The 13,099-nt window shown below is 72.2% G+C and carries 14 protein-coding genes; 7 read left to right on the forward strand and 7 right to left on the reverse strand.

Annotated features, from left to right (window positions below):
• Positions 1-52: 52 nt before the first annotated feature.
• The 5 genes from pstC to phoB are packed head-to-tail and all read left to right on the forward strand — an operon-like array spanning position 53 to position 4,387.
• Positions 53-1,120, forward strand: coding sequence for a phosphate ABC transporter permease subunit PstC (pstC, locus tag AC1MIR_RS24835; RefSeq protein ID WP_480031003.1), 1,068 nt, complete (start codon positions 53-55; stop codon positions 1,118-1,120).
• Positions 1,121-1,133: 13 nt separating this feature from the next.
• Positions 1,134-2,051, forward strand: coding sequence for a phosphate ABC transporter permease PstA (pstA, locus tag AC1MIR_RS24840; protein ID WP_480030852.1), 918 nt, complete (start codon positions 1,134-1,136; stop codon positions 2,049-2,051).
• 14 nt (positions 2,052-2,065) lie between these two features.
• Positions 2,066-2,908, forward strand: coding sequence for a phosphate ABC transporter ATP-binding protein PstB (gene pstB, locus AC1MIR_RS24845; RefSeq protein WP_480030853.1), 843 nt, complete (start codon positions 2,066-2,068; stop codon positions 2,906-2,908).
• 14 nt (positions 2,909-2,922) lie between these two features.
• Entirely contained in the window at positions 2,923-3,651 is a 729-nt protein-coding gene (gene phoU / locus AC1MIR_RS24850) for a phosphate signaling complex protein PhoU (protein WP_480030854.1), read from the forward strand.
• 22 nt (positions 3,652-3,673) lie between these two features.
• Complete coding sequence (gene phoB, locus AC1MIR_RS24855) at positions 3,674-4,387, forward strand: phosphate regulon transcriptional regulator PhoB (protein ID WP_480030855.1); 714 nt, start codon at positions 3,674-3,676, stop codon at positions 4,385-4,387.
• A gap of 176 nt (positions 4,388-4,563) precedes the next feature.
• Here phoB and AC1MIR_RS24860 read toward each other — a convergent pair whose 3' ends face one another.
• Complete coding sequence (locus tag AC1MIR_RS24860) at positions 4,564-5,571, reverse strand: hypothetical protein (RefSeq protein WP_480030856.1); 1,008 nt, start codon at positions 5,569-5,571, stop codon at positions 4,564-4,566.
• A gap of 148 nt (positions 5,572-5,719) precedes the next feature.
• Here AC1MIR_RS24860 and AC1MIR_RS24865 point away from each other — a divergent pair, with 148 nt between their 5' ends.
• Positions 5,720-6,148, forward strand: coding sequence for an OmpA family protein (locus AC1MIR_RS24865; RefSeq protein WP_480030857.1), 429 nt, complete (start codon positions 5,720-5,722; stop codon positions 6,146-6,148).
• Positions 6,149-6,213: 65 nt separating this feature from the next.
• Complete coding sequence (recQ, locus tag AC1MIR_RS24870) at positions 6,214-8,079, forward strand: DNA helicase RecQ (protein WP_480030858.1); 1,866 nt, start codon at positions 6,214-6,216, stop codon at positions 8,077-8,079.
• A gap of 4 nt (positions 8,080-8,083) precedes the next feature.
• On the opposite strand, the gene AC1MIR_RS24875 is transcribed toward recQ, so the two are convergent.
• The 6 genes from AC1MIR_RS24875 to AC1MIR_RS24900 are packed head-to-tail and all read right to left on the reverse strand — an operon-like array spanning position 8,084 to position 13,056.
• Positions 8,084-9,007 (reverse strand): alpha/beta fold hydrolase, encoded by a 924-nt coding sequence (locus AC1MIR_RS24875; protein ID WP_480030859.1) that lies wholly within the window; start codon positions 9,005-9,007, stop codon positions 8,084-8,086.
• Between the two features lie 12 nt (positions 9,008-9,019).
• On the reverse strand, positions 9,020-10,750 hold the full coding sequence (locus AC1MIR_RS24880) for an ABC transporter ATP-binding protein/permease (protein WP_480030860.1): 1,731 nt from the start codon (positions 10,748-10,750) through the stop codon (positions 9,020-9,022).
• A 30-nt stretch (positions 10,751-10,780) separates the two neighbouring features.
• Complete coding sequence (locus AC1MIR_RS24885) at positions 10,781-11,224, reverse strand: DUF1499 domain-containing protein (protein ID WP_480030861.1); 444 nt, start codon at positions 11,222-11,224, stop codon at positions 10,781-10,783.
• Between the two features lie 13 nt (positions 11,225-11,237).
• Entirely contained in the window at positions 11,238-11,498 is a 261-nt protein-coding gene (locus AC1MIR_RS24890; protein ID WP_480030862.1) for a DUF3253 domain-containing protein, read from the reverse strand.
• Positions 11,495-12,067: a pyridoxamine 5'-phosphate oxidase family protein gene (locus AC1MIR_RS24895; RefSeq protein WP_480030863.1), complete on the reverse strand. Its 573-nt coding sequence runs from the start codon at positions 12,065-12,067 to the stop codon at positions 11,495-11,497. The genes AC1MIR_RS24890 and AC1MIR_RS24895 overlap by 4 nt, the downstream gene beginning before the upstream one ends.
• Positions 12,064-13,056, reverse strand: coding sequence for an NAD(P)/FAD-dependent oxidoreductase (locus AC1MIR_RS24900; protein WP_480030864.1), 993 nt, complete (start codon positions 13,054-13,056; stop codon positions 12,064-12,066). Before AC1MIR_RS24900 ends, AC1MIR_RS24895 begins: the two co-directional genes overlap by 4 nt.
• Positions 13,057-13,099 lie beyond the last annotated feature (43 nt).

The raw sequence follows: 13,099 nt of genomic DNA on the forward strand, positions 1-13,099 counted from the left end.
GGGGGGGGGGGGGGGGGGGGGGGGGGGCGGGGGGGGGGGGGGGGGGGGGGGGGTGTGGGCGGGGGGGCGGGGGGGGGGGGGCGGGCCCCCCCCCCCCCCCCCACCCCGCCTTTCCAGACCCAGGACAACGGCGTTGCAGCAGACCGTCGCGGCGACAGCATCCCCCCCGCTCCAGTCCGGCGCGAGGGCCCGGGCCGGCAGCTTCGGCGACCGGCTCTTCGAATGGCTTTGCACCGCCGCCGGCATCGTCGTGCTTGTCACCCTGGGGGGCATCATCGTCACGCTGTTCATCGGCGCGTGGCCAGCCTTCCGCGAGTACGGATTGTCCTTCGTCTGGTCCACCGAGTGGAACCCGGTGGAGGACCACCGCGAGGCCTATGGCGGCGCGGTGGCGATCTTCGGCACGGTCGTCAGTGCGATCCTGGCGATCGTCTTCGCCGTGCCGGTGGCCTTCGGCATCGCCTTCTTCCTGACGGAGCTGGCGCCCGGCTGGCTCAAGCGCCCGGTCGGCACGGCGATCGAGCTGCTCGCCGCGGTCCCTTCCATCATCTACGGCATGTGGGGCCTGTTCGTGGTGGTCCCCTTCGTGCAGATGAACATCCAGCTGCGCTTCGGCGAAGCGCTGGCCGAACTGCCGCTTATCGGCTTCATCTTCCAGACCAACAACTTCGCCGGCACGAGCCTGTTCACGGCCTCGCTGGTGCTCGCGATCATGATCCTGCCCTTCATCGCCGCGACGATGCGCGACGTGTTCGAGCAGGTGCCCCCCGTCTACAAGGAAAGCGCCTACGGCGTCGGCGCGACGCGGTGGGAGGTGGTCAGCAAGGTGGTGATTCCCTACACGCGGATCTCGGTGGTGGGCGGCATCATGCTCGGCCTCGGGCGCGCGCTGGGCGAGACCATGGCGGTGACCTTCGTGATCGGCAACGCGAACCGGATGCCCGGCTCGATCTTCGACGCCTCCACCACCATCGCATCCGTGGTCGCGATGGAATTCCCGGAGAGCCTGGCCGGAAGCCTCAAGCAATCCGCCCTGTTCGCGCTCGGCTTCCTGCTCTTCGTGATCTCCTTCGTGGTGCTCGCGGCCTCCCGCTGGCTGCTGCGATCCCGGCTGAAGTAGGAGCCGCCCGGCAATGAGCAGCACGACCTTCCAGGCCGGCCCGGTCCAGGCGGCGCCCTCCAAGGATGTCGCGGCGGCCCGCGCGCTCGGCCGCCGCCGCCGCCTGCTGGACAACATCGTCCGCTGGCTGTGCATCGGCGCGACCGTCGTCGGGCTGGTCTTCCTCGCCTCCATCATGTTCACGTTGCTCTGGCGCGGGCTCGGGGCGATGGACCTGACCATCTTCACCACGGAATTCCGCCCGACGCGCTACGGCGACGACAGCCTGCCCAAGGGCGGCCTGGTCCACGCGATCCTCGGCAGCCTGGTCCAGGTGGCGATCGGCACCGCCATCGGCACGCCCATCGGCCTTCTGGTGGGCACCTACCTCGCGGAATACGCGCGCAACTCGGCGATGGGCAACGCCGTGCGCTTCGTCTCCGACATCCTGCTGTCCGCGCCGTCCATCCTGATCGGGCTCTTCATCTACCAGCTCGTGGTGCTGCCGATGGGCGCTTTCTCGGGGATAGCGGGCGCGCTGGCGCTCGCGATCATCGTGATCCCCGTCGTGGTCCGCACCACCGAGGACATGCTGCAGCTGATTCCGAACACGCTGCGGGAGGCGGTGATCGGCCTCGGCGCGCCGAAGTGGAAGATGATCACGCTGGTCTGCTACAAGGCGGCGCTGTCGGGGATCGTCACCGGCATCCTGCTGGCGGTCGCCCGCATCGCGGGCGAGACGGCGCCGCTGCTGCTGACCTCCTTCGGCAACAACATCACCAGCTTCGACCTGACCAAGGCGATGGCCAGCCTGCCGATCGCGATCTACCAGCAGGCCAATTCCGGCTTCCCGGACCTGATCGAGATCGCCTGGTCGGGCGCGCTGCTGATCACGGTCGGCGTGCTGGCCATCAATATCATGGCGCGCTTCCTGCTGCGCTCGAAGATCTGACGAGGGCTCCGACGATGTCCACGACCGAACAGCAGCCGGGTGTCGGCGCGGGCGGCGCCTCGTTCGGCGGCGTGCAGGCGCGGTCGGGGGCCGAGATCAACGCGACCTCCCGGATCTCGGTGCGGAAGCTCGATTTCTTCTACGGCGACAACCGGGCCCTGAAGCAGGTCAACCTCGAGCTGCCGGACCGCCAGGTGACCGGCATGATCGGCCCCTCCGGCTGCGGCAAGTCCACGCTGCTGCGCGTGTTGAACCGCATGTACAGCCTCTATCCCGGCCAGCGCGCCGAGGGCGAGGTGATCATGGACGGGCGCAACATGCTCGACGCCGATGTGGACCTCAACGAACTGCGCGCGCGCGTCGGCATGGTGTTCCAGAAGCCGACTCCGTTTCCCATGACGATCCATGAGAACATCGCCTTCGGCGTGCGCCTGCACGAGAAGCTCTCCAAGTCGCAGATGGACGAGCGCGTCGAATGGGCCCTTTCGCGCGCCGCGATCTGGGACGAGGTGAAGGACCGGCTGCACACCTCCGCCCTCGGCCTGTCGGGCGGTCAGCAGCAGCGCCTTTGCATCGCGCGCACCATCGCCGTCCGGCCCGAGGTCATCCTGTTCGACGAGCCGACTTCCGCGCTCGATCCGATCAGCACGCTCAAGATCGAGGAGTTGATCGACGAGCTGAAGCAGGACTTCACCATCTGCATCGTCACCCACAACATGCAGCAGGCGGCGCGCTGCGCCGACCAGGTCGCCTTCTTCTACCTGGGCGAACTGGTGGAGGTGGCGCCGGCGGCGCAGATGTTCACCGCGCCGCGCGAGAGGCGGACCCAGGAATACATCACCGGCCGGTTCGGCTGAGGAGCAGCGTCCCGATGGCGAGCGACCAACCCGACCACATCGTCCGCTCCTACGACGATCAGCTGCGCAAGCTGCGCGACATGGTCGCGCGCATGGGCGGCTTCGCGGAACGCCAGGTCCACGACGCGACCCAGGCGCTGCTCCGCCGCGATGCCGTTCTGGCGGACCAGGTGGCGGCGCGCGACGACGTGCTGGACCAGCTCGAGCGCGAGATCGACACCTTCGTGGTGCGGCTGCTGGCGCTGCGCCAGCCGATGGCCTCCGACCTGCGCTTCATCGTCGCGGCGATGAAGGTCAGCCACGACCTCGAGCGGGTCGGCGACTATGCGCGCAACGCGGCGCGCCGCGCCGTGGTGCTGGCGCAGCAGCCGAGCGTCGGCAGCCTGAACGGCTTCGAGCGGATGTCGGCGCTCGTGCAGGAGAACCTGAAGCTCGCGATCGACGCCCTGGTGCACGACGATGCCGATGCGGCCAGCCGGGTCTGGGCGGCCGACGAGCCGATCGACACCGTCTACAACGGCATCTTCCGCGAACTGCTGACGCACATGATGGAGGATCCGCGGAAGATCACGGCCGCGATCCACATGCTGTTCATCGCGAAGAACCTGGAACGCATCGGCGACCATGCGACGAACATCGCCGAGACGGTGCATTTCGCCGTTCGCGGCGCCTCGCTGCCGGACGAGCGGCCGAAGGCGGATGCTTCGGCGTACGCCGTCGTGCGCCCGCCCGAGGCGTCGTAGGGCCGGGGCCGGGGAGCAGGGCATGCCGCAAGCCACCAGCAATCTCGCCAAGCCCACGATTCTCGTCGTCGAGGACGAGGCGCCGCTGCTGACGCTGCTCCGCTACAACCTCGAAAAGCAGGGCTTCCGTGTGGAGGAGGCGGCCGACGGCCAGGAGGCGCTGCTGCGCGTCGCCGAATCGAGGCCGGACCTGATCCTGCTCGACTGGATGCTGCCCGCGCTGTCGGGCCTCGAGGTGTGCCGCCAGATCCGTCGCCGGCCCGCGACCCGCGACCTGCCGATCATCATGGTGACCGCGCGCACCGAGGACCAGGACGCGGTGCGCGCGCTCGACACCGGCGCGGACGACTACATCGCCAAGCCCTTCGCGATGGAGGCCCTGCTCGCCCGCATCCGCGCGCTGCTGCGCCGGTCGGGGGCGGTGCCGGTCAAGGGCAGGCTGGTCTGGCAGGATCTGGTGATGGACCAGGATGCGCATCGCGTCACGCGCGATGGCCGCGCGCTGCATCTTGGCCCCACCGAGTATCGGCTGCTCGAGTTCTTCCTGCAGCATCCGGGCCGCGTGTTCTCGCGCGAGCAGTTGCTCGACGCGGTCTGGGGGCGCGACATCCATGTCGAGCCGCGGACGGTGGATGTCCATATCCGGCGGCTGCGGAAGGCCGTGAACGCCGAGGACGAGCCGGACGTCATCCGGACGGTGCGCTCCGCTGGCTACGCGCTGGACGTGGAGCAGTAGGCTGGCGCGACGCAACACGAGCCGACCCGCGGGTCGTCGCCGACCGGGTTGAGCGCGCCGGAGCTCGCTGGGCCGAAGACGCCGGGTGCGAGGCAACCGCGCTCGAGGGCGGTGGTTTGCAGGATCGGCGTCGATCAGATGGGCGTCGCATGGCCGTCGCGTGGCCATGGCCCGGGTCAGGCCTCCGGTTCCTCGATACGGTAGAGCGGCACCAGGGCGAGGCGTCGCAGCGCGTTGCGCGCGAGCGCCTCGATCTCCCGCCGGTCCGTCGTGTCCGGGTCCACCGCGAGCCACGCCGTGGCAAGGCGCCGCCAGAACACCGCGAGGTCCATCAGACGCTCCCGGTAGCGCTCCTGCTCGCGGATCAGGCGTGTCGGGGCTTCGAGCGGCAGGGGCCGCCGCATGGCGGCGACGGCCTGGGTCAGCGTCGCTTCCGCCGTCTTCCGCGGGCGGCCGATCTGCGGCACCAGCGCATCGAGCGCCCGCGTCAGAAGGTCGCCGGCCCAGCGCCGGTCGGCGCCGAGCGATTCGCGCGTGCGGCGCAGCATCTTCTCCATCGCCGCGTAGTCGGGCTGCGTCGCGGCGGCGGCGAGCACGCGGGCATGCGCGTTGGCGAGCTTCTGCAGGCGGCGGGCAAGCGGCGCCATGGTGCCCATGGCAAAGCCCCCCTGGGTGATGCAATGCGCCACCGCCGATTCGAACATGGTCGGGCCGGGCGGGATGCGGCGCATCGCCTCGGCCAGGGCTTGGCCTTCCTCGCCGGCCGTGGCGGCAAGCCGCTCGACCAGCGCGCTGGTCGCGGCGTAGAGGTGATGCTCTTCCGGCAACTCGGGGTCGTCATCGAGCAGGAAGCCGGGCATCGGGTCGCCCGGCTCGATCCGCTCGACACAGCGCAGCGCGGCGGGCACGAGGCGCAGCAGCCTGAAATCGCGCGTGCCCGGCGCGATGTCGAACATGCGGTGGGCGCTTTCGATGTCCACCACCAGGCGGAGATGCGCGAAGGCGCGGATCACCCCGATGCCGCCGGCGGCATCGCGCTCGAAGGCCAGGCCGGGCTCGCGCATCCAGGGCGCCTCGAATTCGAAGCGGGCCGGCGGCCAGTTCTCGCCCTCCGCCACGCCGGGGAATCGGACCGGGTCGAACCGCTGCGGGTCCGGCAGGCGGCCGACCGCGGCGGGCGGCATGAAGGCGCTGGGATCGGGAGCTGCAGTCGCGTTCGACACGGTCTCACCATGCCGGCACGGGGGTTAACGCATCGTCGCCGCCGGCCGGATTGACGTCGCAGCCCGCGCCGGGCGAGGTATCGTCCCACGCCATCCGGAGCCCATGCCCATGCGCCGCCGCGCCGCCCTCGCCGCGATTGCCGCCTTCTCGCCGGCCCTGCTGGCGGCTTGCGCCCAGACGGCGCCGCCAACCGCCAACGTCGCCCAGCAACCCGTGCGCGTGGTGTTCTTCGAGAATGACAGCCTCGAGATCAGCCCGACGGCGATGGATGTGATCCAGGACGCGGCCCAGCTCGCCCGGCGTTTCCCGAACGAGCCGGTGCGGGTGCTGGGCTTCATCGCGCCGGACCCCACCAACGCCCCCACCGTGGCCCAGGCGCTCCGCCTGTCCCGCGCGCGCGCCGACCGGGTGGTGGCCGCTCTTGCCGACCTCGGCGTGGCGCGCGACCGGATCCAGGTGCGTGGGCGCGGCGTGGGCGACGTTGTGGATGCGCCGGTGGAGGCGCGCCGCGTCGAGATCCATATCGGGTCGAACTGAGGCGCCCCTTGGCCCGGCGGAAGCGCGCGCGGCCGCGCATCCCCGGCTGACGGATCGGCTTGGGCGTGGCATCGGATGACATGCCCTATGACGGCCGATTCGCCGGCGACCCGGACCATGTGCTGCAGCGCGTCTTCGGCCACGATGCCTTCCGCGGCCGGCAGGGGGAGGTCGTCCGGCATGTCGTCGGCGGCGGATCGGGCCTCGTGCTCATGCCGACCGGCGGCGGCAAGTCGCTCTGCTACCAGGTGCCGGCGCTCTGTCGCCCCGGCGTCGGCGTCGTCGTCTCGCCGCTGATCGCCCTCATGGAGGACCAGGTCGCCGCGCTGCGCCAACAGGGCGTGGCGGCGGCGGCGCTGCATTCGGACCTGCCGGAAGGCGAGGCGCGGCGCATCCTGGGCGAGCTCCATGCCGGCGAGCTGAAGCTGCTCTACGTCTCGCCCGAGCGACTCGCGCTGGAAAGCATGCTGGCGCGGCTCGATGCGCTGCCCATCGCCATGTTCGCCGTGGACGAGGCGCATTGCGTCTCGCAATGGGGCCATCACTTCCGCCCGGAATATCGCGGGCTCGGCGTGCTCTCCGCCCGCTTTCCCCGGACGCCGCGGCTCGCCCTGACCGCCACCGCCGATCCGCGGACCGTCGAGGACATCCGCGCGCAGCTCGGCCTTTCGGAGGATCCGGTGTTCCGCGGCGGCTTCGACCGCCCGAACATCCGCATCGAGGCGCGCCCGCGGGAGCAGGAGCGGGCGCAGCTCCGCGGCTTCCTGCGCGAGATGGCCGGCCAGCCGGGGGCGGGCATCGTCTATTGCGGCAGCCGCGCGCGCACCGAGCAGACCGCCGAGTGGCTGCGCGCCGACGGCCATGACGCGCTCGCCTTCCATGCCGGCATGGATGGCGGCGCGAAGCGGGAGGCGCATCGCCGCTTCTCGCGCGGCGACTCGGTGATCATGTGCGCCACCATCGCCTTCGGCATGGGCATCGACCGCCCCGATGTGCGCTGGGTGGTGCATCTCGACCTGCCGCGCAGCCCGGAGAGCTGGTACCAGGAGATCGGCCGGGCCGGCCGCGACGGCCTGCCGGCGCGCTCGCTGCTGCTGTACGGCGCCGGCGACATCGCGCTGGCCCGCCACCGCGTGGAGGAAAGCCCGGCCGCGCCCGAGCAGAAGCGCATCGAGCGGCAGCGGCTGGAAGCGATGGTGGCGATCGCCGAGGCGGCAAGCTGCCGGCGTGCCCTGCTGCTGCGCTGCTTCGGCGAGGAACCGCCCGCCGACGCCGCCGGCGCGGCCTTGCCCTGCGGGAATTGCGATGTGTGCCTGGCGCCGCCCGGCCTGTTCGACGGCACCGTCGCCGCGCAGAAGCTGCTCTCCGCCGTGCTGCGCACCGGGCGCCGGTTCGGCGTGGCGCATGTGGTGGATGTGCTGCGCGGCCGCCTGACGGAGAAGGTGGCGCAATTCGCCCATGACCGGCTGCCGACCTTCGGCGTCGGCAAGGACCTCTCTGACGCCGCCTGGCGGGGCGTGGCGCGGCAGCTCGTGGCCCGCGGCGCGCTCGACGTTGCGGTCGAGAATCATGGCGAGCTCGTGCCCACGGACGCCGCGCGCCCGATCCTGCGCGGCGAGGAGAAGGTCATGCTGCGCGCCGACATCGCGCGGCCGGCCAGTCCGCAACGGGCCGAGCGCAGCGCGGCGCCCGGTGCGGGCGACCCGGTGTTCGAGCAGCTGCGCGACTGGCGCCGCGCCGAGGCGCAGGCGCAGTCGGTGCCGGCCTATGTCATCTTCCAGGACCGCACCCTGGCCGAGATCGCCGCGGCCCGGCCGCGGAGCCTGGACCAGCTGGCCGCCATCCCGGGCGTCGGGCGCACCAAGCTCGAACGCTATGGCGCGGCGGTGCTCTCGATCCTTGGCGACTCGGCCGGGCCAAGGGCGGGGTAGGGGGTCACGGTTCCTCGTCGAGGAAGTCGCGCAGCGCGGCGAGCCCGAGATCGGGGCGTTCCTCCATGGGCACATGCCCGATGCCGGGCAGGACCACCGTGCGGCTGTCGGGCAATTCGCGGGCGTAGTCCGCCGCATGCGCGGCCGGCACCATGCGGTCCTGCTCGCCCCACAGCAGCAGCACGGGCACCCCTATGCGCCGCAGGAAGGGCTCGGGCGGGGTGAGGGCATGGGTGCGCATCCGATCGAGGATCGCCTGCCGCACCCCGGGGGCGAGCATCATGTCTCGATAGCGCTCCAGCACCGCGGGCGTCAGCGCGCGCCCATCGGCATAGGCGGGGGCGATGCCTCCGCGGAGCAGGGGCATCGGCAGGGCATAGGGCAGGGCGCGCATCATCAGGGGCACGCCGGCCGGCCTGTCGTATGCGAAGCCGGCGCTGGCGAAGCCGTCGGGCGCCATCAGCACGAGCCGCCGCACGCGGTCCGGGCGCTCGGCGGCGAAGCGCCAGGAGATGCGGCCGCCCATCGAACTGCCGATCACATCCGCCCGCGCGACGCCGAGGGCATCGAGCAGCCCCGAAAGCAACGCGACGGCGCGGGTGTCGGAATAGTCGCCAGTGGGATCCGCCCCGGTCAGGCCGAAGCCGGGCAGGTCGAGCCGGATGACGCGCCGGTCCGCGTCCAGCCTCGCCGCCCATGCCTCCCAGGTGTGGAGCGACGACCCGAAGCCGTGCAGCAGCAGCGCCGCGGGTGCGTCCCGGCGGCCGGTGTCGCGGATATGGAACCGCACGCCGTCCACGCTGACGAACCGGCTCGGCGGCGCGGCATACCGCGCTTCGAGCGCGGCGCGCGGCAGGTCGGGCGTCCAGGCCCAGGCGCCGAGGCCGAGCGCCAGGGCCAGCAGCGCGAGGACGACGTATCCCAGCATCCGGCGCATTCTTCAGAGGGGCATCGGGCCGAGCCGGCCTTCGGCCATGTTCAGGCGCCGGGCATGGAACTTCGCGACGCCAGGGCGATGCGCGATGGACAGGATCGCGGTGCCGGGAAGGCGGTCCTGCATCAGCGCATACATGGCTTCCTCCGCCGCCGGGTCGAGGCTCGCGGTCGCCTCGTCGAGGAACAGGAAGGCGGGTTGCACCAGCAGGACGCGCGCGAAGGCGAGGCGCTGCTGCTCGCCGCCAGACAGGCGGCGGTCCCAGGCATCCTCCTCGTCCAGGCGATCGGCGAGATGGGCCAGGTTCACGGCGGTGAGCGCGTCGCGGATCGCCTGGTCCGGCACCGCGGCCGCATCGAGCGGGTAGCAGACCGCCCGGCGCAACGAGCCGAGCGGAAGATAGGGCCGCTGCGGCAGGAACAGCGCGCGCGCCCCATCCGGCACGCTGACCTGCCCGCGTCCGAACGGCCAGATCCCCGCGATGGCGCGGAACAGGGTGGACTTCCCGCTGCCGGAGGCGCCCGTGACCAGCACCGCCTCCGCCCGGCCGAGGCGGAGGGCGGCATCCTGCAGCAGCACGCGCCCATCCGGCAGGGCGAGCGTCACGCCCTCCACCACCACCGCATCCTCCGCGCCCGGACGCACCGCGATGCCCTGCCCGGCATGCCGCGCCGCCAGGATCGCCTTCTGGAAGCCGGTCAGCCGCTCCACCGTGGCGCGCCATTCGGTCAGGCGGGCGTAGTTGTCCACGAACCATGACAGCGCGCCCTGCACCTGGCCGAAGGCGCTTGCCGTCTGGATCAGCCCGCCGAGCGGGATGCGGCCGGCGAAATAGGCCGGTGCCGCCACGATGATCGGGAAGATGCTGGCGACCTGGGAGAAGCCCGCCGTGAAGAAGGTGAGCCGCTTGGTGGCCAGCATGATCGCCCACCAGTTCTCCATCAGCGCCCGGAACCGCGTGGTCAGGCCGCGCTGCTCGTCCGCCTCGCCGCCATAGAGGGCCACGCCCTCCACGTTGTCGCGCACGCGCACCAGCGCATAGCGGAAATCCGCCTCGACGCGCTGCTGCAGGAAGTTCAGCCGGATCAGCGGCCGCCCGATCAGATGCGCCAGCCAGGTGCCGAGCAGCGAGTAGAGGATCGCCACCCAGACCATGTAGCCGGGGATGGAGACGCCCAGCACTTCCAGCGGCCCGCTCAGCGACCACAGCACGAAGATGAAGGAGAACAGCGTGACCACGCTGTTCATCAGCCCGAGCCCGAGGGCGAGCGTGTCGTCCACGAACAGCCGGATGTCGTCGGCGATGCGCTGGTCGGGGTTGTCTGTGGTCGGGTCGGTCAGCGCGATGCGGTAATAGGCGCGGTCGGCGAGCCAGTCCGCGAGGTATCGCTCCGTCAGCCAGCGCCGCCAGCGGATCTGCAGCGCCTGGCGCAGGTAGAGTTGGTAGACGGCGATCAGGATGTAGGCCGCCGCGACCACGCAGAAGCCCGGGAACCAGGTTCCATCGGCCTCGCCGCCCAGCAGCAGCAGCGACCAGAAGGTGGCGGCGTCCTTCTGCTCCAGCGCATTGTAGAAGGCGCGCTGCCAGTAGGTCAGCACCACCGTCATGCCGACCAGCGACAGGTTCAGGAGCACGACCGCGGCCAGCAGGCCGAGCGCGCGGCCGCGCTCCGCGCTGGTCCAGTAGGGGCGGGCGAGCGCCCAGGCCTCCGCCAGGAAGGAACCGACGCGACGCATGGCCCGGTCTCCTCCGGATGGGACGTGCAGCTACCTGGCCGAGGCCAGCGCGCGTTCGAAGGCGGCGCGCCACTCGGCGATGCGGCGCGCATTCACGCCGAAATCGGAATAGCCGACCAGGCTGCGCGAATAGAGGAACAGGCCGGTGCCGCCGGCCAGCGCGCGGATCTCGCCGTTCACGAGGTCGGGGAAGTTCGCCAGCCGGCTGCGCGCGACCCATTGCGCCTGCCGGCGCTCGGGCCACTCGGCCAGGCGCCAGACCCGGCTCATGCCGTCGCCGAGCCGGCGCAGCACGGCCCAGGCCGCGTCGGGGGAGACGGCGAGCAGCGGAACCTCGACATGGGCTTCGCGCGTCGTGCCCGGCGGCGCGGCGAGGGCCGCATTGGGCGAAGCGGGCAGCCGGAGCGTGTCGAAATCCACGGGGGCGGCGGGCGGAAGCCCGTCCGTGCCGCGGCCGAGCAGAAGCTGGAGCATGATGGGTCCTTCGTCACGGCGTTCGGATGCGCAGGCGGATGACGCCGCGGATGTCCTCGCCCGGGTCCACGGGCCTGCCCTTGCGCAGCACCTCGATCCGCCCCTCCCGCGCGAGATCGGCCGCCACCAGCCTGACCGGCCCGAGCAGCCGCCGCCAGGCGGCCTCGTCCGGTGCCAGGGACCGTGCCACCTCGCTCGGGCAGATCGACTTCGCCGCGCCGCGCTCGCCGGTAAGGCGCAGGATCTCCGCGGCGATGGCATCGCGCCCGGTCATGGCACGAGCCACGTCGCTTCGGCGGCGCCGTCGGCCGGCCAGGAGAAGCGCGCGCGGCGATGGCCGCCCGCCGCAAGCTCCAGCCATTCGAGCCGGTCGAACCCCACCTGGATGACGCGGAAATGCGGCCGGCCCGCCGCGGTATCCCCGGGCGCCGGGGGCGGCTCCGGCACGGGCGTGCCCGGCCCCGGCGCGACGGCATAGCATTTCCGCGACGCCTCCCGGCTGGCCTGCCAGGCGGCCTCGGCCACCGGGTCGGCGGCGTGGATGCACGCGGTGCCGGACAGGCGCAGCTGCAGCTTCGCGCCCGCATCGTAGAAATGCAGCGCGCAGCGCGGATCGCGCAGCAGCGAGGTCACCTTGCCCGACCGGGCGTCGCTGTGCAGGCGCAGGCTGCGCTGCCCTGCATCGAAGCCGCGCAGCACCAGCGTCCGCACCTCCGGCGCGCCATCCGGGGCGACGGTGGCGAGCGCCGGCGTATGGAATGCCGACCGCCGATCCGCGACGCCGCGCGCGAGCCTGCGAAACGCCTCCTCCAGGCAATCCGCCAGCGCCTGCGGCGCCGTCATCCGCCCGCCTGCCCCGAGGTGCCGGCCAGCACCGCGGCCATCGCGGCGCCGCTGTCCACGGCGGCCTCGGCGCGCCCGGCGATGCACCAGTCGCCGGCCGCGCCGAGCGACAGCGCCGGGTCCCAGAGACAGGGCGCGCCGAGCGGGTTCTCCACCAGCGCGTAGCGCCAGCGATGCGCGGCGGCATGGATCGGCGGCGGCAGGTCGCCCCCGGCCAGCGCGCCGAAGGCCGCCAGCAGCGCCGCCGCCGCCTCCGGCGCGGCGAGTTCGAGATGCTCGCGGGACCATGCGGGCCCCGCCTGCACCACCCAGCACTCATGCTCGGCATTGCGTCCGGGCTTGGAACTGTCGCGGGCCGCCCAGCCGATCGGGCCGCCTGCCATGCGCATCGTGTCGGGCAGCGCCAGCCGCTCGGGGAAGGCGGCCATCAGCGTCCAGCAGGGCGCCATGACGACCTGCGCCAGCACCGCGCCGAGATGCGGCGCCGGTCCGGCGAGCAGCTTGGCCGCCTGCGGCGCCGGCACCGCGAGCACGACGGCGTCGAAGGGGCCTTCCTCCGCCTCGGCGCTGGCCGTCACCTGTCCCCGCTGCACCGCGGCGGCGGGGGCGTGGCGTACCCGCCAGGCGCCGGGCTCGCCGAGCAGCGCGACGACCTCCCGCGCGACGAGCAGATCGAGCCCCTGCGCCAGCGCCCGCGGAATGGACGACATGCGCGGCACGCCGACGCGGCGCGCTTCGTCCGGCCAGGGCTTGGCGTGCGTGGCCTCCAGCGTCGCCCGGAACAGGGTGCCGCGTGCCGTCAGGAACTGTGCGCCGTGATCGAAATCGAAGCCCTTGCCATCGAGCTCGACGCGCCTGGTCGCCATCCGTCCGCCGGCCGCGCGCCCCTTGTCGATCAGCCGTGCGGCGACGGCATGCGCGGCCAGCGTCTTGGCGCAGGCGAGACCGGCCAGGCCGGCCCCCACGATCGCTACGGAGCGGATGGGCATGCGCAATATATGGCCCGCCGCCCCGCATCCGGGAAGCGGCGAC

This window comes from Falsiroseomonas sp. RANM36, from assembly GCF_056682175.1.

Coding starts and splice junctions, on each gene's coding strand:
- AC1MIR_RS24865 (WP_480030857.1), top strand. CDS start 5,720: ATGCGCCGCCGCGCCGCCCTCGCCGCGATTGCCGCCTTCTCGCCGGCC.
- AC1MIR_RS24890 (WP_480030862.1), bottom strand. CDS start 11,498: ATGACCGGGCGCGATGCCATCGCCGCGGAGATCCTGCGCCTTACCGGC.
- pstA (WP_480030852.1), top strand. CDS start 1,134: ATGAGCAGCACGACCTTCCAGGCCGGCCCGGTCCAGGCGGCGCCCTCC.
- phoU (WP_480030854.1), top strand. CDS start 2,923: ATGGCGAGCGACCAACCCGACCACATCGTCCGCTCCTACGACGATCAG.
- AC1MIR_RS24860 (WP_480030856.1), bottom strand. CDS start 5,571: ATGCCGCCCGCCGCGGTCGGCCGCCTGCCGGACCCGCAGCGGTTCGAC.
- AC1MIR_RS24885 (WP_480030861.1), bottom strand. CDS start 11,224: ATGCTCCAGCTTCTGCTCGGCCGCGGCACGGACGGGCTTCCGCCCGCC.
- AC1MIR_RS24880 (WP_480030860.1), bottom strand. CDS start 10,750: ATGCGTCGCGTCGGTTCCTTCCTGGCGGAGGCCTGGGCGCTCGCCCGC.
- pstB (WP_480030853.1), top strand. CDS start 2,066: ATGTCCACGACCGAACAGCAGCCGGGTGTCGGCGCGGGCGGCGCCTCG.
- AC1MIR_RS24895 (WP_480030863.1), bottom strand. CDS start 12,067: ATGACGGCGCCGCAGGCGCTGGCGGATTGCCTGGAGGAGGCGTTTCGC.
- phoB (WP_480030855.1), top strand. CDS start 3,674: ATGCCGCAAGCCACCAGCAATCTCGCCAAGCCCACGATTCTCGTCGTC.
- AC1MIR_RS24875 (WP_480030859.1), bottom strand. CDS start 9,007: ATGCTGGGATACGTCGTCCTCGCGCTGCTGGCCCTGGCGCTCGGCCTC.
- AC1MIR_RS24900 (WP_480030864.1), bottom strand. CDS start 13,056: ATGCCCATCCGCTCCGTAGCGATCGTGGGGGCCGGCCTGGCCGGTCTC.